Here is a 20,861-nt window from a genome sequence, read left to right as displayed (position 1 = left end):
TTAGCGGTCCACATCAGACATTACAAAATCGATACTGCCCAGATAGACAATCAAGTCAGATACCAGGCTGCCACGGATAACCGATGGGATCTGCTGCAAATGGGCATAGCTTGGTGTACGTATCCGGGTGCGATAGCTCATGGTGCTGGCGTCACTGGTCAGATAGTAGCTGTTGATCCCTTTGGTCGCTTCAATCATCTGGAATGATTCGTTGGCTGGCATCACCGGACCCCATGATACTTGCAGGAAGTGAGTGATCAGCGTTTCGATATGTTGCAGCGTACGTTCTTTCGGCGGCGGAGTTGTCAGTGGGTGGTCAGCCTTGAATGGCCCTTCTGGCATGTGTTTATAACATTGCTCCAGAATGCGCAGGCTTTGACGCAACTCTTCCACTTTCAGCATCACGCGGTCATAACAGTCGCCGTTGTTACCGATTGGCACTTCAAAATCAAAGTTTTCATAACCGGAGTACGGACGCCATTTACGCACGTCAAACTCAACACCTGTGGCACGTAAGCCAGCACCGGTCACGCCCCACTCCAACGCCTCTTTGGCGTTATAAGCGGCGACGCCAACAGAACGCCCTTTGAGGATGCTGTTCTGCAATGCCGCTTTGACGTAGGAGTCCAGACGTTTTGGCATCCAGTCGAGGAAGTCACGCAGCAGACGTTCCCAACCGCGCGGCAGGTCGTGGGCGACGCCACCAATACGGAACCAAGCCGGGTGCATACGGAAACCGGTAATTGCTTCAACCAGATCGTACACTTTCTGACGGTCAGTAAAGGCGAAGAACACCGGCGTCATTGCGCCAACATCTTGGATAAAGGTACTGATATAGAGTAAGTGGCTGTTGATGCGGAAGAGTTCGGACAGCATCACGCGGATGGTTTCGACCCGCTCTGGCACTTTGATACCGGCCAGTTTTTCCACGGCCAGCACGTATGGCATTTCGTTGACGCAACCGCCAAGGTACTCGATACGGTCAGTGTACGGAATATAGCTGTGCCAGGATTGGCGCTCGCCCATCTTTTCCGCGCCACGGTGGTGATAGCCCACGTCCGGTACGCAATCGACAATCTCTTCGCCATCAAGCTGCAACACGATTCGGAATGCACCGTGTGAAGAGGGGTGGTTCGGGCCGAGGTTAAGGAACATAAAGTCCTCGTTTTCGGTGCCGCGCTTCATGCCCCAATCTTCAGGTTTGAAGGTCAGTGATTCCATCTCCAGATCTTCTTTCTGCTTAGTCAGCACAAAGGGATCGAACTCGGTAGCACGGGCTGGGTAATCTTTACGCAGCGGGTGACCTTCCCAGCTCTGCGGCATCATGATGCGCGTCAGATGTGGGTGACCATCAAAGGTAATCCCGAACATTTCCCAGGTTTCCCGCTCATACCAGTTGGCATTAGGGAAAATCTTGGTCGCTGTGGACACGTGCAAGTCTTTTTCAGACAGTGCCACTTTCAGCATGATGTCGCGGTTGCGTTCGATGGAGAGCAGATGATAGAAAACAGAAAAATCTGCGTCAGGAAGACCCTGGCGGTGAGTACGCAGGCGCTCATCCACACCATGTAAGTCAAACAGCATGACGTAGGGTTTAGGCTGTTTTCTTAAGAACGACATTATTTCCAGCAATTGTTCACGCTTCACCCATACCACGGGCATTCCGGTACGGGTTGCTTGAACAACAAAGGCCTCAGGCCCAAAACGATTCGACAGTTCACCAATCACCGGATCATCGAGGTGATCACGGGTTTGCCATGCTGGCTGGGTGCCGTCGGACGTCGTTAAATCGGTCATTATTTATTCACCACACTGTTTTTTCACCACACTGAATGTGTCATTTTGTGGTCATTTGCCGCACACATGTTCTGGATAAAACGGTTCCATCCAAGAACAAATCACTTACGCACAAAAAATCCAACACCGGAAGTCGGGTTAGATCTCGTCAGGTGTACGCAAGTTAGTTACTGCAATTCGTTCAGCATGCTTACGTTCTCTTTCTGGCTGCATATTGGCGCGGTAAACACCTTGATCACCCACAACCCAAGAAAGAGGACGGCGCTCTTTACCGATAGATTCCTGCAACAGTAACAGTGCTTGCATATAAGCTTCCGGACGCGGTGGACAGCCAGGAATATACACGTCTACTGGGAGGAATTTATCCACGCCTTGTACCACGGAATAGATATCGTACATGCCGCCTGAGTTTGCACAGGCACCCATGGAGATAACCCATTTCGGTTCGAGCATTTGTTCATACAGACGCTGAATAACCGGGGCCATTTTGGTGAAGCAAGTCCCAGCCACCACCATGAAGTCGGCTTGGCGCGGAGAAGCACGCAGTACTTCTGCACCGAAACGTGCCACGTCATGTACGGCAGTGAACGAGGTCACCATCTCGACATAACAACAAGAGAGGCCGAAGTTATACGGCCAAAGAGAGTTCTTACGCCCCCAGTTCACCATGTCATGCATGGCGTTCTCAAGTTTACCCATGTAAACACTACGGTGGACATGTTGCTCGAGAGGATCGCCGCTGACGGTTTCCTGAGTTTGCAGGGGGTAACGGTCGTTCTCACCGTTAGGGTCTATGCGGGTGAGCGTATAGTCCATGTTAATGCCTCGCTGTATTTATTGGCGTATATCTGGATGACTGCTGGCGTATTTGACTATGCTCGGTTTGCTCACGCGGCGATTAGAACGCACAGGAGTCCAATCCAGAGCGCCGATACGCACCAGATAAACCAAACCAGCCAAAAGCACCAAAATGAAAATGGTTGCTTCGATAAAGCCTACCCAGCCGCTCTCACGAATAGAGATTGACCACGCATACAGGTACAGGGCTTCAACATCGAAAATAACGAAAAACATGGCGACCAGGTAAAACTTGGCGGATAAACGCATACGCGCTGAACCTACCGAGTCAATACCAGACTCATAGGGGACGTTTTTGGCACGGGCCCGAGCTCTCCCACCCAGGAAGAACGCACCCAAGAGCATCAAACCGCACAGTCCGATTGCGCCGATCAGGAATACAGCGAACGCCCAATGATGAGCGATAACTTCAGTGGTTGTTGACATACGCATTGCTTACTCATCAAAAGTGGTGTCGGACATCCTGCTCTTGTATTGGCAGTTAGTGCACCACATCGATTCAAAGGGAAGGATAAAAACCACACAAAACACACTGTTTTTACAACTGTTTAGCCAGTGTTTTACTGTGGGCTTTTTACTCCTTTCAGTAACCTTTTGTCAACTTAGACAAAAGTAACTACAGATTAATTTACAAGTGCACGATCTTACTTAACATTTGGTGCGGACTCGTAAGCTAAATCGAGTCAGTAATTTGTTAAGTCAGAACATACACATATAAACCAACCAGTATAGTTCGTATTAACTATACCATTGTCTCAGGAATAACCCGTTCTTCCACTCACTAGCTAGGGGTATTTTTTTGATCCAGAACACGTTTTGAGTGTTATTTAATAGATATTCGGCATGAAAAGTTGCACTTTAATATTTATTAATAATGAAACAGTGTTTTGATTAAATTATTTTTATCAATAAATGAGAATGAATATTAATTACATTCCCTCTCAGTAGACGTCATTTCCCTGATGCCGATAAACATCCCTAAGTTAAATAAAACGACGTTTTGAGCATGAAATTAATATGAGATAGGAGTAAATCTGATTTTTATTATGAAAATAAATTAAAAAGCCCCTAGAATTAGGGGCTTATAATATAGTGTTTGCGTTAAATTCTTAACTTATATCGTCGATTAGATAATCAGAATCCAGTACTCGATCTGAGCCAGACTGTAAACCATGTTGATGACCCGCCTGCATGGCATCGAAAATGGCTAATGCCAATTCATTGTCACACTGACTGCTTTTACAGAGTGAATAGTGCGTTTCAGGCAGGCGAGGTAGCCCTTCTGTTTCACCCAGTACCCGTAAATCAGGACTCATCATCTCTATCGGCCTGGCGGTCACACCCAGCCCTGCCCTGACTGCCGCTCGAATGGCAGAAAGCGAAGAGGCGACATAGGCGATGCGCCATGCAATACCCGCCTTGGTTAGATGCTCTATTGCCATATCACGGAAAGGACTTGGCTCATCCATCACCACTAAAGGAACTGACTCGCCGGGCTGGAACTGATAGTCGGCGGCGCAATACCAAAGTGTCGGTGATGTTCTCAAAATCACGTGAGGATGAGTGTCAACCTTAGCCGTAGTAATAGCCAGATTCACCTCGCTTGTATTCAGCATATCGGCGATAAGTGGGCTGCGTTTTACCCGCACATCTATCGCCAGCCGCGGATATAGCGTCGCCACTCGGTTCAGCAAGAAAGGTAACAGCGTATCGGCAGTATCATCAGATGCGCCAATAACGAGTGACCCTTCTATATTGCTGTACATGAGTGACGTACAGGCTTCATCGTTAAAACGTAAAATTTTTCTGGCATAGCCGAGTAACTGGAGACCATGTTCAGTGAGTAATTTGTTACGCCCATGGCGGGCAAATAACTCCTTACCAACTAACTGTTCTAACCGTTGCATTTGCTGGCTAACCGCTGACTGAGTCCGACAAACCGCTGCAGCAGCAGAGGCAAAAGTATTCAAGTCAGCAACAGCTACAAAGGTTCTAAGCAGATCGAGGTCGAGATTAATTATCGGACGATTTGCATTTGTCATAGTGTATTCTTCACTTTTTTGAATTCTAATTACAAACTACCCTGGTGTTTAAGTATTAGCGCCGTCAATAAGGGACAACGCTAAGTATGACAGTACCCCACTCATTAGAGTAGGGCAAAAAATTTACTTATATTTCGTTACCGCTATCTCTTTTTATAAAAAACTATTGACTGAGTGATGCCGTTGTTTGTGAATAAGGTCATAAAAAACCGTTAAATCTTCGATTAATGAAGATTTTTTTGCTTCAGTAATCTCACTATTCGAGGCTACTTATAAGAGTTGGAAACCCATTTTAATTAAAATGCCAAGTCTCTCAAACGGAGGAAATATCAAAAATCATCAATGTATTACTCTGGTATTTTTTTATTTACCTCTGTTAATTCAACTATTAACGCTTGATAACCTTTAAGATTTTGTAAGTTAACATTAATTATTCTTAATAGTTTTCCTATTTACAAGTTTATCCTGCCCCATGCCGCAAGAATATGTATGATGATATAAACTGTTGAATTGAGATTCTTGCTTTTAAAAGGCAAGCTCAATGGAGAGGATTAACCGCTATAACGGCAAGTCTTTGTCTTGAAGAGAATCCCCCTCACCTTGTAAATCCTATTTTTTTGTTAACGGTTGTGTATATCCAAATCGGCCAGGATAAAACTTCAGACAAATTCATCAATCACGCATAATCGAGCAGGGTATAACGATAAAACACCATTAATGTCATTTTGCGCATTCAGCCGACCGTCATTTGAAATAAAAACCGGCATTCGCACTAAAGATGTGCATAGAACTTCAAAAAGCAGCGGCGTCGGAGTACATTGAATACCTTGCAGTGTTCCACGCTGAGGACACGCTTTTACCAGCAAAAGGCTCAATTTTTTATGTCCCCCATTGAGAAATCCAGCAAACTGGACAACGTTTGTTACGACATTCGTGGCCCAGTGCTAAAAGAAGCTAAGCGTCTTGAAGAAGAAGGTAATAAGGTTCTGAAACTGAACATCGGCAACCCTGCCCCGTTTGGTTTCGATGCACCGGATGAAATTCTGGTGGATGTGATCCGTAATTTGCCAACGGCACAAGGCTATTGCGACTCCAAAGGCCTATTTTCGGCGCGCAAAGCCATTATGCAGCACTATCAGGCCCGCGATATGCGTGACCTGACAGTCGAGGATATCTACATTGGGAACGGTGTTTCTGAGCTGATCGTGCAATCCATGCAAGCATTGCTGAATATCGGCGATGAAATGCTGGTGCCAGCACCGGATTATCCGTTATGGACAGCGGCGGTTTCGCTTTCAAGCGGTAAAGCCGTGCACTATATGTGTGATGAAGAGTCAGGCTGGTTCCCTGATTTAGATGATATCCGCAGCAAGATCACCCCGCGTACCCGTGGGATTGTGATTATCAACCCGAACAACCCGACCGGCGCGGTATACAGCAAAGAACTGTTGCTGGAGATTGTTGAAATCGCCCGTCAGAACGACCTGATTATTTTCGCCGATGAGATCTACGATAAGATTTTATATGACGACGCTCAGCATCACTCTATTGCTGCGTTGGCACCGGATTTACTGACCGTCACCTTCAATGGTTTGTCCAAGACTTACCGCGTTGCCGGTTTCCGTCAGGGCTGGATGGTGCTGAACGGGCCGAAGAAGCACGCTAAAGGTTATATCGAAGGCTTGGAGATGCTGGCGTCAATGCGGCTGTGTGCCAACGTGCCGATGCAACATGCGATTCAAACAGCACTGGGCGGCTATCAGAGCATCAATGAGTTTATTCAACCGGGTGGGCGTTTATACGAACAGCGCGACCGTGCCTGGGAGTTGATCAACCAAATCCCCGGTGTTTCCTGCGTGAAACCTCAGGGTGCGCTGTATATGTTCCCGCGCATTGATCAGAAGCGTTTTAATCTGAAAGATGACCAGAAGTTGGTATTGGACCTGCTGTTGCAGGAAAAAGTGTTGCTGGTACAAGGCAGCGCCTTTAACTGGCCATACCCGGATCATGTGCGGATCGTGACATTACCGCGCGTGGATGAGTTGGAGATGGCGGTGAGGAAGCTGGGGAGATTTTTGGAGACCTACCACCAGTAGGGTTTGGTTTTTATTTGTTAAGCTTCACTAAACAACCGTCAACCGGATTAAGTTTCGGTTGATATTCGTTCAGTGATCACCTGACCCTCGCAGCCTCAACCGAGCAGGAGGGCAGGCCGGCCCTCCTGCACCTGCGGCTTGCGCGAAATATTGCCCTGCGGGTAAACCTCCCACGTCTTTCGGGCTGACGAGCCAGCGCGATGGGCATCCTTGCCCAAGCGCGCTTTTCGCGGGCGTCCTGCCCGCTCACTCTACCCTCCATCCTCGTCGGCAATATTCCTGATTGCGCTCAAGGTCAAAAAACAATTCAAAACCCTGTTTTTAGGTTTTGAAGTTAAAAGCACATTTGAGCTGCCGAGTGAAGAGTGGAGGTAGGACGCGAGGCATGGATGCCGAGCGAGGGCCGCTTGAACAGGAGTGAATCGGCCCGGTCCGTCAGCCGGAACGATGATTGAGGGCACCCACGAAGTGGGCAAGCGATACGTGCAAAGCGCGGGATTCCACAAGGGGGCCGCTGCCCCCCTTTGGCGGTTGGGGCATCGGAGGTAAGGTACGCACTGAAGCTTTAACAACCGAACCAGAGCACGAGACCGAATATCAACCGAAACCTGATCCGATCAAATCAAATCAAACATCAACCCAAACCCAATCTGATATGCTATCCCCAGTTCTGCTTTTAAAAAGTAAAAAAGAGAGAAATTTATGAGCCACTTCTTCGCCCACCTATCCCGCCTGAAACTCATCAACCGCTGGCCGCTGATGCGCAATGTCCGCACTGAAAATGTCTCTGAGCACAGCTTGCAGGTGGCATTCGTTGCTCATGCGTTAGCCATCATTAAAAACCGCAAGTTTAATGGCAATCTCAATGCCGATCGAATCGCGCTGCTGGCGATGTATCACGATGCCAGTGAAGTGATTACTGGAGATTTACCTACCCCTATCAAGTATTACAATCCGCAAATTGCCCATGAGTACAAAAAGATAGAAAAAGTCGCGCAACAGAAATTAATCGAAATGTTGCCGAAAGAGTTGCAGCAGGATTTTCGCTGCCTGCTAGATGAAAATTATTATAGTGAGGAAGAGAAAGCACTGGTTAAACAAGCCGACGCTCTGTGCGCTTACCTCAAATGTCTGGAAGAGTTGTCAGCGGGTAATAACGAATTCATTCAAGCCAAGGCTCGATTAGAGAAAACCCTCTCCATGCGCCAAAGCCCAGAGATGGATTACTTTATGGAAGTCTTTGTCCCCAGCTTCAGCCTATCACTAGATGAGATCAGCCTCGACTCACTGGACTAATGTTGAGTTTGACGTTGAAGTTAATTTTCAGAAGCACATTTGAGCTGCCGAATGAAGAGTGTCGGCAAGGAAAACGATCGTGACGCCCGTTTTAGGCGTCACGCGGAGGGACCTGCGACTAAATGACGAAGGATAATTAGAAGGGAAATAACACCGGCACCACCATCACACTCACAATCATCACCAGCACGGTAAAGGGCACTCCCATGCGGACAAAATCACCAAATTTATAGCCACCTGGGCCTAAAACCAGTGTATTGACCGGTGACGACACCGGAGTCATAAACGCCGCCGATGCAGCGATACCAATTATCATTGCGAATGGGTACGGGGAGAGGGACATCTCGCGGGCAGCCGCAATCGCAATCGGGGCCATCAGGACCGCCGTTGCCGTATTGGAGATAAACAGCCCAATGGTGGCGCAGAGCACAAACAAACACAGCAACATCACTCGCGGCCCCATCCCGCCAGCCACATCCATTAACCCCTGGACAATCAAATCCACCCCGCCCGTTTTCTGCAATGCCTGTGCGAAGGGCATCATCCCGATAATCAGGATTAAGCTCGGCCAATGGATCGAGCGGTAAGCGCTTTCCATGTCAATACAACGGAACTGTCCCATCAATAAACAGGCTACCAGCGCCGCAATCACATTCGGCACTTCATCGGTCAGCATCATCGCTACCATCAACGCCAGACAGAACAAAGCATGAGGCGCTTGTGAGATGGCCGGCGCCACTTCGTCAACTTCAGCTGGCAAATTCAGCACGATAAAATCACGGTTTTTTTGCTGTAATTGGCGAATCAGTTTCCAGTCGCCAATGACCAGCAAGATATCGCCAAACTGTAATTTTTCATCGACCAGTTTGCCTTCCAAGGTCTTACCGTTACGACGGATACCCACCACATTCAGGCCATAACGGGTACGGAAGGTGACCTCACGTAAGCTCTTGCCCAATAAGGCAGAGTCAGGAATAAGTGAAACCTCAGCCATCCCGACGTTGCGGGCTTGTTCGGAGAAATATTCACCGCGCAGCACCAGAGGTTCTAACATCTGTTCAGTACAGAATTCGCGTAAATCGATGTCGCAATCGGACATATCAATCAGCAGCACATCGTTTTCATGCAGCTCAGATGAGCTGGTCGCGCTGACCATCACGCGTCGAAAGCGCTTCCAGCGTTCGATCCCCACCACGTTCGCACCATAGCGGGCGCGCAGATGCAGCTCATCAAGAGAACGGCCAATTAAGGGGGAGTCGCGGCGGATAGCCAGGCGGCGGGCGCGGCCTGTCAGCTTATAATCGCGGATAAGATCACGGAAGGTGCGGCGCTTCCATTGGTCTTTTTCTGAGTGCTCTTGTTTACCCCCCAGCCAGCGGCGGGCCACTAACATATAAGCGACCCCCATCAGTAAAATGATGATGCCAATCGGGGTGACGCCAAAAAAGCCAAACCCTTTGATGCCTTCACGTAGCAATTCGCTGTTCACCACCATATTTGGTGGTGTCGCGACCAGAGTCATCATGCCGCTAATCAGGCCAGCAAAGCTCAGTGGCATCATTAATCGCCCCGGCGAGATCTTCATTCGGCTGGCAACACTCAGTACCACGGGGATAAATATCGCCACCACACCAGTCGAGCTCATAAAAGCGCCCAAACCCGCGACGGTAACCATCAATAACGCGAGCATTTTGGTTTCGCTGTGACCAGCCACTTTTACCAGCCAATCCCCGACCTGATAGGCGACACCGGTTCTGACTAATCCGTCACCAATGACAAACAATGCCGCGATCAATATCACGTTGGGGTCGCTGAATCCGCTGGTGGCTTCAGCAAGAGACAAAGTGCCACTCATCACAAAGGCAATAATCACCAACAACGCCACGACATCCATTCGTAACTTATTGGTGGTAAACAGCACTATAGCTATCAGAAGTAGCGTCAACACCCACAATAGTTCGCTGTTCAAAATGGCCTCGTTGGCAAAAAGTGAAGGGAAATTTCCGGCTTTGGCAGTAAAGCATTAAATTCAGCAGCGACCGCTGTCCGAGATCAATAATGACCTGCTAATTTATGAGCTTACCACTCAATAAGTGTATTAATCGTCCTTTTTTTCAGAAAAAATATTCATCAATTTGTGATGCACTATTCACCAGTTAAAAAAATGTCACTTAAATATTCGGATATTCAATCGCATTTAACCGTCTGACTATACTGATAATAGTGAATGGTGAGCAGTCATTGGGTTATCTAGGTGGGAGCAGTAAATGATTAATATTACGGATTATCCGATTATCCTTTTTCTGCTGTCATGTGCACTGTTGTATAGCGCCGCCTATATCGGTCAGGCTTTCTTCCGGCGCGGCCGGGATCTGGACGATAATATCCGCGAAAATTTTACCGTCATTCAAGGGGCGACACTCACCTTACTGGGGCTGATTATTGGCTTCAGTTTTTCCATGGCTATTAACCGCTACGATCTGCGTAAGAATTATGAAGAGGCGGAAGCCAATGCGATCGGCACTGAATATCTGCGCACCGATTATCTGCCAGCCGCATCCAGTACCGCCACTAAAGCGCTGTTAGTGCACTATCTTGATCAGCGGATACTTTTCTATACTACGCGCAATGAAGCGCATCTCACCGCGATTAATAACCAGACCAATCAGTTGGAAAATGCCCTTTGGGTCGAGTTGCTGGAGCCGGTGAATCAGCGCCCTGATCCCGTCAGAGCGTTGGTGGTGTCGGGGATGAATGACGTTTTAAATTCAGCGGGTTATACGCAAGCTGCTTGGTGGAATAGAATCCCACATGCCGCTTGGCTATTGATGCTGATTATTGCCGTTTGTAGTTGCACACTGGTGGGTTATGGCTCAAAACAGGGCAAAAATGGCAAGATCATGACTTTGATATTGCCGCTGGTGATTTCGTTCTCTTTTATGTTAATCGCCGATATTGATAGCCCACGCGGTGGGATTATTCGAGTGAAGCCGCAAAACCTGCACAGTCTGGAAGAGAGCTTGCCGCCCCTTATCCACCCACAACAATAAAGCAAAAGAGCGCCAGTTGGTGCTCTTAGCTTGCTGACAAAATTCATTTATAGCTCGGTGACTGGCGGGTCGACTGTCCCTCGGGGCGTTTCGGTCGCTTACCCGACTACGACCCCAACGGCACATTTCCCCGCTAATCAACTTTCTAATCAGTCTGAGAACAGTTCAGCAGTGAAACGATTAATCCACCAAGCGAACAATGGCCCCATTGGCGGTGACTTCAACAGCAATTTGCTCGAGTGACGTCAGCACCAGATCAACCTGATCGAGTTTTGGTGTGTCAGCAGGGGCATTCACCGCAATCACTTTGCAGCCTGCCGCCAGCCCTGACAAAATCCCCGCTGGCGCATCTTCCACCACGATGCAATCTGCCGGTGCCAGTCCTAAACCTTCAGCTCCCAACAGATAGGCGTCAGGCTTGGGTTTCCCATGCTTCACGAGTTCAGCGGTCACAAAAACTTTGGGTTCCGGCAAATGGCCCGCCGCACGACGCGCTGAGGCAACCGGTACTGAACCGGAAGTGACGATAGCCCATGGAATCGACAGGCTGTTCAGCCGCTCCAACAGTGCGACTGCGCCTGGCAGTGCGGTCACACCATCAGTGTCGTTGGCTTCAATGTGCTCTAATGCCAGAAACTCCGCCTGAAGTTCAGCATCACTGGCACCCGGCATAAAATGGCGAAGAGAGGTAATGGCTTGTTTGCCATGGATAAAATCTAGTACCTCCGTTGGATTGATGCCGCGACCTTGCGCCCAGCCAATCCAAGCTCGTTCAACAGCAGGTAATGAATCAACCAGAGTCCCGTCCAAATCAAAGAGAAAACCTTTACACTCCACAAGCACATCCTCGTCAGTAAACCACTTTTCATGAACCAATAGCTTTGTAAATCAATCGTTTCAATGTACCCAATCAGGCATTGATAATTTGCGAAATCTCAACGGCGCTCAAATGATATTGGCGCGGGCAGGATTGCCAAATCGCCAGCATACGTTGGTATTTGTCCCACATTGGGGTTTGGGAGTTGAAACCGTGAGTGCCGGAGTCAAAATGGGTATAGCGCCCTTCGGTGTTGACCATAAAACGCACATAACTCAAGTAGCGGGATTCGGTGGCAGCATCAAAACCAAGGAACGTGATACGGCGTTCATCCAAATCCTGTTTGTCTTTCAGGTTACCCCAAGAGACTTGCAGCGCGTGGTGCATCTCCATGATATTAATGATGGTCCGGCAAGTCTCTTCGCTCATTTCACCAAAATCACGATCCAGTTCACGCATCTGCAAACCAAAGCCACGTTCGACAATCGTTTGCTGGCGGCGATAGCGCTCAGCGTTTTCTGGGTCCAGCATGGTCATCATCTTGTACTGATTCGACAGAATCAATCGTTGGGCGTTGGTCATATCCATCACTAAACTCCTAAGACATAAATAATGAGGAAATCATCGCACACAGGCTTAGCCCATACTTTGATTTGACAGGGGATTTTGCGCAGCTAATCCTTTGAGGCTAGAGATCATCAAGAAAGGTTTTATCTAGCTGTTTGAATGCGCGTTTCAGTACATCCGCCAGCGACTGATAAGTCGGCGTTTGTTCAATTGGTGCAACAGCCTGCCCTGCTTCAGCCAGCTTGTTACGCACTTCGTGGAACCACTGGAGTAGGGTTGGCGGTAACGGCGTAATCGCACGTTTTCCTAACCACCATAGTCCTTGCAGTGGCAAACCGCAGGCGAACAATGCCGTGGCGATGGCGGGGCCTAATTGGCCGCCGAGCGCTATCTGCCAGGTCAGGGTAAAGATGGCCAGCGGGGGCATAAAGCGAATACCAAAACGTGTCGCGGTTACCACACGATTCTCCGGAAACATCGGTGCCAGGCGTTTGTCTGCAGGCCAGGTCTTCATATAGTGCTGACCACGCTGGAGTACCTGAAACCAATTCACGGTATCAGAGGGTTTTGTTGTCATGGCTCACCTCAACTTCACAAGCAAAAATTAAAATATTTTTTGTAATCCACAAACTAAAAATTAGTCTGTTAAATATATTTTGTTTTTAGGCGACGCTATCGGTATCCTAGCTCGGCCTTTTGGCCGCTAGAAGATGACGATAAATATGTCAACTTTTCGCAGCATTTAAATCAATTTTGTTAAATCGCACCAGTTTTTACCACCAGGTGTTAACGTTTGTACTTAACGTTTAATACGCGATTTTTCCATCATCATGCCTTTTTTGCTATCGCATGATGTTAATCATTAATGTCGACACCAATTTGCGCTACGCTTTTGGACAGATTGACGTTTTATTAACCACGTGTTTTTCGCTGTTTTTGCAAAAACAAATGTCGAACACGACTATAAATAGGTACTTCCATGTCGAGTAAGCTAGTACTGGTTCTTAACTGCGGTAGCTCTTCCCTAAAATTTGCTATCATCGACGCGACCAACGGTGAAGAACACCTCTCTGGTTTAGCCGAATGCTTCCATCTGCCGGAAGCCCGCATCAAATGGAAAATTGATGGTGGCAAACAGGAAGCAGCATTGGGTGCTGGTGCAGCACACAGCGAAGCACTGAATTTCATTGTTAATACTATTCTGGCACAAAAACCAGAGCTTTCTGCTCAACTGACTGCCATCGGTCACCGTATCGTTCATGGTGGCGAGAAGTTCACTGCATCAGCTATCGTTACCGACGAAGTTATTCAGGGTATCAAAGATTCTATCCCGTTTGCACCACTGCATAACCCTGCTCACCTGATCGGTATCGCTGAGGCATTGAAATCCTTCCCGAATCTGACAAATAAAAATGTCGCGGTCTTTGACACTGCTTTCCATCAGACCATGCCGGAAGAGTCTTACCTCTACGCCCTGCCGTACAGCTTATACAAAGACCATGGCATCCGTCGCTATGGCGCACACGGCACCAGCCACTTCTATGTGAGCCAAGAAGCCGCTAAGACTCTGAACAAACCGCTGGAAGAACTGAACGTTATCACCTGCCATTTGGGCAACGGTGGTTCAGTGACTGCGGTACGTAACGGTAAATGTGTTGATACTTCTATGGGCCTGACGCCACTGGAAGGTCTGGTTATGGGTACCCGTAGTGGTGATATCGACCCGGCAATCATTTTCCACCTGCATGATTCAATGGGGATGAGCGTTGATCAAATCAACAAACTGCTGACCAAAGAATCAGGTCTGTTGGGTCTGACTGAAGTCACCAGTGACTGCCGTTATGTTGAAGACAACTATGAAACCAAAGCCGATGCACGCCGTGCAATGGATGTGTTCTGCCACCGTCTGGCTAAATACATCGGTGCTTATACCGCGCTGATGGATGGTCGTCTGGATGCCGTTATCTTCACCGGTGGTATTGGTGAGAACGCAGCCATGGTACGTGAACTGACGCTGGATAAACTGGGCCTGTTGGGCTTTGAAATTGATCACGAACGCAACCTGGCAGCACGCTTTGGTAAATCTGGCACCATCACCAAAGATGGCAGCCGCCTGGCGCTAGTTATCCCAACCAACGAAGAGTTGGTTATCGCACAAGACGCCGCCCGTCTGACTGCATAAACAGTATTTGTACTCATATACCCAAAGTCATTGGCGTTGCAGGTAGGCAGCAAGCGAACGAATCCCGATGAGCTTATTCAGGTAAGTGATTCGGGTGAGTAAGCGTAGCTAACCCCCTGCAACGTCAAGGGCGAAGGGTATACCGTAGAAGAGGTTTTGCCGTGTCCCGTACAATAATGTTGATCCCTACCGGCACCAGCGTTGGTTTAACCAGCGTCAGCTTGGGTGTCATCCGCTCCATGGAACAAAAAGGTGTACGCCTGAGCGTATTCAAGCCCATCGCGCAGCCACGTGCTGGCGGCGATGCACCTGACCAAACCACGACCATCATTCGTGCCAACTCCAGCATCACTGCTGCTGAGCCGCTGAATATGGGTTATGTGGAAACCTTGCTGAGCTCTAACCAGCAAGACGTGTTGATGGAAGAGATTGTTGCTCGTTATCACGAAAATACCAAAGATGCCGAAGTGGTGCTGGTTGAAGGTTTAGTGCCGACACGCAAACATCAGTTTGCCAATGCGCTGAACTATGAAATCGCCAAAACCCTGAATGCAGAGATCGTGTTTGTTATTGCCTTGGGCAATGATTCACCTGACCAATTGAAAGAGCGTATCGAACTGGCTCGTTCTAGCTTCGGTGGCAGCAAAAACAAAAATATCACCGGCGTTATCATTAACAAACTGAATGCCCCAGTTGATGAACAAGGCCGTACCCGCCCTGACCTGTCTGAAATCTTTGATGATTCCACCAAGGCCAGTGTCGCGAACATCGATCCAAAGCAGCTGTTTGCCAATAGCCCGCTCCCCGTTCTGGGCTGCGTGCCATGGAGCTTCGAGCTGATTGCCACTCGTGCTATCGACATGTGCAAGCACTTGAACGCGCGCATCATTAACGAAGGTGATATCAATACTCGCCGCGTTAAATCTGTTACGTTCTGCGCTCGCAGTATCCCGCACATGCTGGAACACTTCCGTCCGGGTTCTCTGCTGGTGACCTCCGCAGACCGCCCAGACGTGTTGGTTTCTGCTTGTCTGGCCGCAATGAATGGCGTTGAAATCGGGGCCATTCTGCTGACTGGCGGTTATGACATTGATGATCGCATCAATAGCCTGTGTGCACGTGCCTTCCAGACTGGCTTGCCTGTATTTATGGTTGATACCAATACTTGGCAGACCTCCCTGAGCCTGCAAAGCTTCAATCTGGAAGTCCCTGCCGACGACCATGAACGTGTTGAGAAGCTGCAAAACTACGTTGCCAGCCATATCAGCAGCGAGTGGATCGACTCTCTGAGTGCCACATCTGAGCGTTCACGTCGCCTGTCTCCACCCGCATTCCGTTATGAGCTGACTGAGTTGGCGCGTAAAGCTGGCAAGCGTATCGTGCTGCCAGAAGGTGATGAACCACGTACTGTTAAAGCAGCCTCTATCTGTGCTGAACGCGGTATCGCGACTTGTGTGCTGCTGGGTAATCCGGAAGAGATCCAACGTGTTGCTGCGGCTCAAGGTGTTGAGCTGGGTAAAGGCGTTGAAATCATCGATCCGGTTGCCGTGCGTGAGCAATACGTTCCGCGTCTGGTTGAGCTGCGTAAGAGCAAAGGCATGACCGAAGTGGTTGCTCGCGAACAGTTGGAAGATAACGTGGTTCTCGGCACACTGATGCTGGAGAAAGGCGAAGTTGACGGTCTGGTTTCCGGTGCCGTTCATACCACCGCGAACACCATCCGCCCACCGTTGCAGTTGATCAAAACCGCACCGGGCAGCTCACTGGTCTCTTCGGTGTTCTTCATGCTGCTGCCTGACCAAGTTCTGGTTTACGGCGACTGCGCGATTAATCCGGACCCAACGGCTGAGCAACTGTCTGAGATTGCTATTCAGTCAGCTGATTCTGCAGCAGCCTTCGGTATCGAACCGCGTGTGGCGATGATCTCTTACTCTACCGGTAATTCTGGTGCAGGTAGTGATGTCGAGAAAGTGCGTGAAGCGACCCGTTTGGCACAGGAAAAACGCCCAGATCTGATCATCGATGGTCCGTTGCAGTATGACGCGGCAATCATGGCAGATGTGGCTAAATCCAAAGCGCCTAACTCACCTGTTGCGGGTAAAGCGACCGTGTTCATCTTCCCAGACCTGAACACCGGTAACACCACTTATAAAGCGGTACAACGTTCTGCCGACCTGATCTCAATCGGGCCGATGCTGCAAGGCATGCGCAAGCCAGTTAACGACTTGTCCCGTGGTGCATTGGTTGACGATATCGTCTATACCGTGGCACTGACAGCGATCCAGTCTGCACAAGCTGACGCTGCGTCTTAATCTCACGATTGAGTACGTAAGGGGTCAAAAGAAACGCCAGCCTCGTGCTGGCGTTTTTGTTAATGACATCCGTGGCCTACAGATTGTCGGCGACAAGACTTTCACCGCCAAGCCACTTGAGCCAAAGGACTGCATTCACAAAACCCACCAACAAAAAAACCGCCATATAGGCGGTTTCTCTGCGCTGGTCCGGTAAGCGGCCATTCCAGCAGGGTTGTTGGCATCAAAAAATGTTACCAGCGTATCGCAAGTGCTTGTATTCACGGCAGTATCGCCGGTGGTGCTGACGTGAAGCGGTCTAAGCATGGACCGCACAATGAAACGATACTTTTGTATTGTACTCGTTGTATTTGGTGCGTTGTTAGCATCCGGAAGTGGGGGTTGGAGTATCTTCAACAACTCAATCACGGTAATAATCAACACATCAGGCAAGTCAGCCCGGTAGCCGTCCTTCGGGGCGGCTTTCCTTTGCTATTTGGCTCTATATTCAGGTACTTTGCCGCAGTTCGAATTTATAGCTGAAACTCTGGCTAAGGGGTTCTTCCGCTTCGCTGTCATCGTCATTATCCAGCAGATCAATCAGCATCTTACCAGCTTCTTTGCCCATCTTTTTGTAGTCAATGCGCATTGAGGTTAGGGTCGGATGGGTTTGATCGCAGCTGTCTGAGCCATCCAGACAGGCCACTGCGATACCACTTGGGATTTTCAGTAGCCGCCGCTGGCACTCAAATAATACGCCAAGCGCGATATCTTCATGGCTACATATCACCGCGTCTAATTCAGGTTGACGCAACAACATCTCCGTCAGGGCATAGCGGCCAAATTGCAAACTGGCGATCTCTGGCGTGGTGACGGTTTGATCCGCATTCTTGTAGTGCTCCAGCATCGCCTTGTGCCATCCATTGAGCTGCTGGCGTTGCAAACGGTTATCCATATGTGCGCCGATATAGCCAATATGGTGATAGCCGCGCTCCAGCAAATGGCGACTTAGCTCATAGGCGGACTCAAAAAAGGCCGCCTCAAGGGTGATTTTGGCCCCTTTGAAGTAAGAACCCACCACGTTGACCGTTGGAATATTCGCCCGTTCGAGCAGTTGATAGGTTTTATCAGCCAGCTGTGAGCCAAATATCACCACAGCCGCCGGACTGCTTTGCAGCAATGTCATCAATATTTCGGCTTCTTTGCGCTGATTATATTCATGGCAACCCAGTAATAGCTGGAACTCATTTTTATTCAGAATCTGTTGCAGCGCCTGCATAAAGCGGGAGCTGGCTTTATCGGTTAATGACGGAATTAAAACGGCGACAGTGTCGCTGTGGCCAGATGCCAGTGCACCAGCAGCACGATTGGGAATATAACCAAGGGCTTCAACCGCTTGCTCTATTTTCTCACGTAACTTATCTGAAACCTGCTCCGGCGTTCGCAGCGCTCTGGAAACAGTCATCGACCCTACTCCGGCGTAGTTCGCCACTTCCTGTAGAGTGACCCGCCCGGTATTACGGCGCTTGCGCGTTTTTTCCATGCTGATTTCCTGCCTGATTAAAAATGTCTTGTCAGATTAAAACACACCCTTTCTGACTGGCTTCGACAATACATTGCATTGTATATGGCTTATTCGGCGATAGCTAAAGCTCATAAAGTGACAAATGATAGCGCTATCACAAATTTTGATAGCGCTATCAGGTAGCGCTATCAATTGCGATATCCGTCACATTAATGAGCGTGATAACTATCTACTCTCAGGTTAACAGTCATCGGGAGTCATAAACATCATGTTAAAAACACTGTTAACGCCAGACGTCATTCAGGTGGTCAGCCAAGCCAAAGATTGGCGTGATGCCATCGCGATTTCATGCCAGCCGCTGATTGATAATGGCTCAATTGAAGCTCGTTATGTTGAGGCGATTTACCGCTCCCATGAAGCCATTGGCCCCTATTACGTGGTCGGGCCGGGGATTGCCATGCCACATGCTCGCCCGGAAGAGGGTGCGAATAAGCTCTCTTTGGCATTAACCGTCATTACCGAGGGCGTCACTTTCAATGCGGAAGGTAACGACCCGGTAAAACTGCTCATAGTGTTAGCCGCGACAGACAGTACTAGCCATATTGAGGCTATTTCTCAACTCGCTCAGTTGTTCGATAACGATAACGATGTACAAGCCTTACTTAATGCCAAAACGCAGCAGGATATATTGTCCGTCATTGCGCGTTACTAAGAGTGACATTGGGTTTGGGTAACAATTTTAAGGGGAAAGAAAATGAAAATTACAGTGGTTTGCGGTAACGGTCTCGGTACCAGCCTGATGATGGAAATCAGCATCAAAAATATTCTGAAAGAGTTGGCCGTCAGTGCGGAAGTGGATCATGTCGATCTCGGTTCAGCCAAAGGAACGCCAAGTGATATTTTTATCGGCACCAAAGACATTGCCGAGCAATTAGTGGCTCAAGCCGTTGGCGGCAAGATCGTGGCACTCGATAACATGATCGATAAGAAAGCCATGAAAGAACGTTTGTCTGTGGCATTAACCGAATTAGGCGCGCTGTAACTGGAGGCTGGCATGGATTTCTTTCGTTTTTTAATGAGTGATGTTCTCTCCGAACCGGCAATACTGGTCGGTTTGATCGCGTTAATCGGCTTGATTGCCCAGAAAAAACCGGTGACCGAGTGCATTAAAGGCACCGTAAAAACCATCATGGGTTTTGTGATTTTGGGCGCAGGTGCGGGTCTGGTGGTTTCATCTCTGGGTGATTTTGCCAATATCTTCCAGCACGCTTTCGGTATTCAGGGCGTCGTGCCAAATAACGAAGCCATTGTGTCTGTAGCGCAGAAGAGTTTCGGTAAAGAGATGGCGATGATTATGTTCTTCGCCATGGTGATCAATATTCTGATTGCCCGCTTTACGCCGTGGAAATTCATCTTCCTGACCGGTCACCACACCCTGTTTATGTCGATGATGGTGGCCGTTATTCTGGCAACCGCCGGGATTAGCGGTGTGACACTGATTGTTATCGGTTCGCTGGTGGTTGGGGTTGCCATGGTGTTCTTCCCTGCCATTGCCCACCCATACATGAAAAAAGTCACCGGTTCTGATGACGTGGCAATTGGCCACTTCTCGACCCTGTCTTATGTTCTGGCGGGCTTTATCGGCAGCAAATTCGGCAATAAAGAGCATTCAACTGAAGATATGAATGTGCCGAAAAGCCTACTGTTCTTGCGTGATACACCGGTCGCTATCTCCTTTACCATGTGTATTATCTTCATCGTCACCTGCCTGTTTGCTGGGCCGGAAGTAGTGAAAAGCCTGAGCGGCGGCAAAAACTGGTTTATGTTCTCGCTGATGCAATCCATTACCTTTGCTGCGGGCGTGTACATCATCCTGCAAGGTGTGCGGATGGTCATTGCCGAGATAGTCCCTGCGTTTAAAGGGATCTCCGACAAATTAGTGCCTAATGCTAAACCAGCGCTGGATTGCCCGGTTGTCTTCCCATACGCGCCAAATGCGGTATTGGTCGGTTTCCTAAGCAGCTTTGCTGCGGGTTTGATCGGGATGTTCGCACTCTATTTGATGAATATGACCGTGATTATCCCCGGCGTGGTGCCTCACTTCTTCGTCGGTGCTGCCGCAGGGGTGTTCGGTAATGCCACTGGTGGACGCCGTGGTGCTATTTTAGGTGCATTCGCTCAAGGTTTACTGATTACCTTCCTGCCAGTGTTCCTGCTGCCAGTACTGGGTGATATCGGGTTTGCCAACACCACATTCAGCGACGCTGACTTTGGTGCCTTGGGTATTTTACTGGGTATTATTGTTAGATAATCAGTGCAATAGAGATAAAAAAACGGCCT

The 20,861-nt window shown here is 48.9% G+C and carries 17 protein-coding genes; 8 read left to right on the top strand and 9 right to left on the bottom strand.

Features of this window, described 5'->3' with window-relative positions; genetic code table 11:
• The 4 genes from nuoC to rovM form a co-directional block, all read right to left on the bottom strand.
• A complete protein-coding gene (gene nuoC / locus ACZ76_RS15510; protein ID WP_048619727.1) occupies positions 1–1,797 on the bottom strand; it encodes an NADH-quinone oxidoreductase subunit C/D in 1,797 nt (598 codons plus the stop codon).
• 138 nt (positions 1,798–1,935) lie between these two features.
• The gene (locus tag ACZ76_RS15505; protein WP_002210278.1) at positions 1,936–2,613 is read right to left on the bottom strand and encodes a NuoB/complex I 20 kDa subunit family protein; all 678 of its coding nucleotides are present in this window, start codon (positions 2,611–2,613) and stop codon (positions 1,936–1,938) included.
• 18 nt (positions 2,614–2,631) lie between these two features.
• On the bottom strand, positions 2,632–3,087 hold the full coding sequence (gene nuoA / locus ACZ76_RS15500) for an NADH-quinone oxidoreductase subunit NuoA (protein WP_032898292.1): 456 nt from the start codon (positions 3,085–3,087) through the stop codon (positions 2,632–2,634).
• A gap of 677 nt (positions 3,088–3,764) precedes the next feature.
• On the bottom strand, positions 3,765–4,697 hold the full coding sequence (gene rovM, locus ACZ76_RS15495; protein ID WP_048619725.1) for a virulence transcriptional regulator RovM: 933 nt from the start codon (positions 4,695–4,697) through the stop codon (positions 3,765–3,767).
• Between the two features lie 881 nt (positions 4,698–5,578).
• Here rovM and ACZ76_RS15490 point away from each other — a divergent pair.
• Both ACZ76_RS15490 and yfbR read left to right on the top strand, forming a co-directional pair.
• On the top strand, positions 5,579–6,793 hold the full coding sequence (locus tag ACZ76_RS15490; protein ID WP_048619724.1) for a pyridoxal phosphate-dependent aminotransferase: 1,215 nt from the start codon (positions 5,579–5,581) through the stop codon (positions 6,791–6,793).
• Positions 6,794–7,495: 702 nt separating this feature from the next.
• On the top strand, positions 7,496–8,089 hold the full coding sequence (gene yfbR, locus ACZ76_RS15485; RefSeq protein ID WP_048619723.1) for a 5'-deoxynucleotidase: 594 nt from the start codon (positions 7,496–7,498) through the stop codon (positions 8,087–8,089).
• A gap of 136 nt (positions 8,090–8,225) precedes the next feature.
• Here the strand turns inward: yfbR and ACZ76_RS15480 are convergent, their stop codons facing one another.
• Complete coding sequence (locus ACZ76_RS15480) at positions 8,226–10,058, bottom strand: SLC13 family permease (protein WP_048619722.1); 1,833 nt, start codon at positions 10,056–10,058, stop codon at positions 8,226–8,228.
• A 298-nt stretch (positions 10,059–10,356) separates the two neighbouring features.
• On the opposite strand from ACZ76_RS15480, the gene ACZ76_RS15475 reads away from it, so the two are divergent.
• Positions 10,357–11,139: a bestrophin-like domain gene (locus ACZ76_RS15475; RefSeq protein ID WP_048619721.1), complete on the top strand. Its 783-nt coding sequence runs from the start codon at positions 10,357–10,359 to the stop codon at positions 11,137–11,139.
• Between the two features lie 180 nt (positions 11,140–11,319).
• Here the strand turns inward: ACZ76_RS15475 and ACZ76_RS15470 are convergent, their stop codons facing one another.
• The 3 genes from ACZ76_RS15470 to yfbV all read right to left on the bottom strand — a co-directional run bounded on the left by ACZ76_RS15470 (position 11,320) and on the right by yfbV (position 13,100).
• On the bottom strand, positions 11,320–11,976 hold the full coding sequence (locus ACZ76_RS15470; protein WP_048619720.1) for a sugar phosphatase: 657 nt from the start codon (positions 11,974–11,976) through the stop codon (positions 11,320–11,322).
• 73 nt (positions 11,977–12,049) lie between these two features.
• A complete protein-coding gene (locus ACZ76_RS15465; protein WP_048619719.1) occupies positions 12,050–12,544 on the bottom strand; it encodes a YfbU family protein in 495 nt (164 codons plus the stop codon).
• Between the two features lie 100 nt (positions 12,545–12,644).
• Positions 12,645–13,100, bottom strand: coding sequence for a terminus macrodomain insulation protein YfbV (gene yfbV / locus ACZ76_RS15460; protein ID WP_048619718.1), 456 nt, complete (start codon positions 13,098–13,100; stop codon positions 12,645–12,647).
• A 402-nt stretch (positions 13,101–13,502) separates the two neighbouring features.
• Between yfbV and ackA the strand changes: the two genes are divergently transcribed.
• Together ackA and pta are read left to right on the top strand one after the other, a co-directional pair.
• A complete protein-coding gene (gene ackA, locus ACZ76_RS15455; protein WP_004878179.1) occupies positions 13,503–14,705 on the top strand; it encodes an acetate kinase in 1,203 nt (400 codons plus the stop codon).
• A gap of 176 nt (positions 14,706–14,881) precedes the next feature.
• Positions 14,882–17,017 carry a phosphate acetyltransferase gene (gene pta, locus ACZ76_RS15450; protein ID WP_048619717.1) on the top strand — a complete coding sequence of 712 codons (2,136 nt, stop codon included), beginning with the start codon at positions 14,882–14,884 and terminating at the stop codon, positions 17,015–17,017.
• Positions 17,018–17,504: 487 nt separating this feature from the next.
• Here pta and ACZ76_RS15445 read toward each other — a convergent pair whose 3' ends face one another.
• Complete coding sequence (locus ACZ76_RS15445) at positions 17,505–18,539, bottom strand: LacI family DNA-binding transcriptional regulator (RefSeq protein ID WP_048619716.1); 1,035 nt, start codon at positions 18,537–18,539, stop codon at positions 17,505–17,507.
• A gap of 250 nt (positions 18,540–18,789) precedes the next feature.
• Between ACZ76_RS15445 and ACZ76_RS15440 the strand changes: the two genes are divergently transcribed.
• From ACZ76_RS15440 to ACZ76_RS15430, 3 genes are read left to right on the top strand one after another with little or no spacing between them, the layout of a single operon-like run.
• Positions 18,790–19,233 carry a PTS sugar transporter subunit IIA gene (locus ACZ76_RS15440; protein ID WP_004391631.1) on the top strand — a complete coding sequence of 148 codons (444 nt, stop codon included), beginning with the start codon at positions 18,790–18,792 and terminating at the stop codon, positions 19,231–19,233.
• Between the two features lie 42 nt (positions 19,234–19,275).
• Positions 19,276–19,563 carry a PTS sugar transporter subunit IIB gene (locus ACZ76_RS15435; RefSeq protein WP_004714840.1) on the top strand — a complete coding sequence of 96 codons (288 nt, stop codon included), beginning with the start codon at positions 19,276–19,278 and terminating at the stop codon, positions 19,561–19,563.
• Positions 19,564–19,575: 12 nt separating this feature from the next.
• Positions 19,576–20,832, top strand: coding sequence for a PTS ascorbate transporter subunit IIC (locus ACZ76_RS15430; protein ID WP_038631791.1), 1,257 nt, complete (start codon positions 19,576–19,578; stop codon positions 20,830–20,832).
• The last annotated feature ends 29 nt before the right edge of the window (positions 20,833–20,861 follow it).

Origin of the sequence: Yersinia aleksiciae, from assembly GCF_001047675.1 — a bacterium.
Taxonomy (GTDB): Bacteria; Pseudomonadota; Gammaproteobacteria; order Enterobacterales; family Enterobacteriaceae; genus Yersinia; species Yersinia aleksiciae.
This window is presented reverse-complemented; position numbering and strand designations above follow the sequence as displayed.

Excerpts from the sequence above, each read along its gene's own strand:
- ACZ76_RS15490 (WP_048619724.1), top strand. The coding sequence starts at position 5,579 with ATGTCCCCCATTGAGAAATCCAGCAAACTGGACAACGTTTGTTACGAC.
- nuoC (WP_048619727.1), bottom strand. The coding sequence starts at position 1,797 with ATGACCGATTTAACGACGTCCGACGGCACCCAGCCAGCATGGCAAACC.
- ACZ76_RS15430 (WP_038631791.1), top strand. The coding sequence starts at position 19,576 with ATGGATTTCTTTCGTTTTTTAATGAGTGATGTTCTCTCCGAACCGGCA.
- ACZ76_RS15445 (WP_048619716.1), bottom strand. The coding sequence starts at position 18,539 with ATGGAAAAAACGCGCAAGCGCCGTAATACCGGGCGGGTCACTCTACAG.
- ackA (WP_004878179.1), top strand. The coding sequence starts at position 13,503 with ATGTCGAGTAAGCTAGTACTGGTTCTTAACTGCGGTAGCTCTTCCCTA.
- pta (WP_048619717.1), top strand. The coding sequence starts at position 14,882 with ATGTTGATCCCTACCGGCACCAGCGTTGGTTTAACCAGCGTCAGCTTG.
- yfbV (WP_048619718.1), bottom strand. The coding sequence starts at position 13,100 with ATGACAACAAAACCCTCTGATACCGTGAATTGGTTTCAGGTACTCCAG.
- ACZ76_RS15505 (WP_002210278.1), bottom strand. The coding sequence starts at position 2,613 with ATGGACTATACGCTCACCCGCATAGACCCTAACGGTGAGAACGACCGT.
- ACZ76_RS15465 (WP_048619719.1), bottom strand. The coding sequence starts at position 12,544 with ATGGATATGACCAACGCCCAACGATTGATTCTGTCGAATCAGTACAAG.
- yfbR (WP_048619723.1), top strand. The coding sequence starts at position 7,496 with ATGAGCCACTTCTTCGCCCACCTATCCCGCCTGAAACTCATCAACCGC.
- ACZ76_RS15475 (WP_048619721.1), top strand. The coding sequence starts at position 10,357 with ATGATTAATATTACGGATTATCCGATTATCCTTTTTCTGCTGTCATGT.
- nuoA (WP_032898292.1), bottom strand. The coding sequence starts at position 3,087 with ATGCGTATGTCAACAACCACTGAAGTTATCGCTCATCATTGGGCGTTC.
- ACZ76_RS15435 (WP_004714840.1), top strand. The coding sequence starts at position 19,276 with ATGAAAATTACAGTGGTTTGCGGTAACGGTCTCGGTACCAGCCTGATG.
- rovM (WP_048619725.1), bottom strand. The coding sequence starts at position 4,697 with ATGACAAATGCAAATCGTCCGATAATTAATCTCGACCTCGATCTGCTT.
- ACZ76_RS15440 (WP_004391631.1), top strand. The coding sequence starts at position 18,790 with ATGTTAAAAACACTGTTAACGCCAGACGTCATTCAGGTGGTCAGCCAA.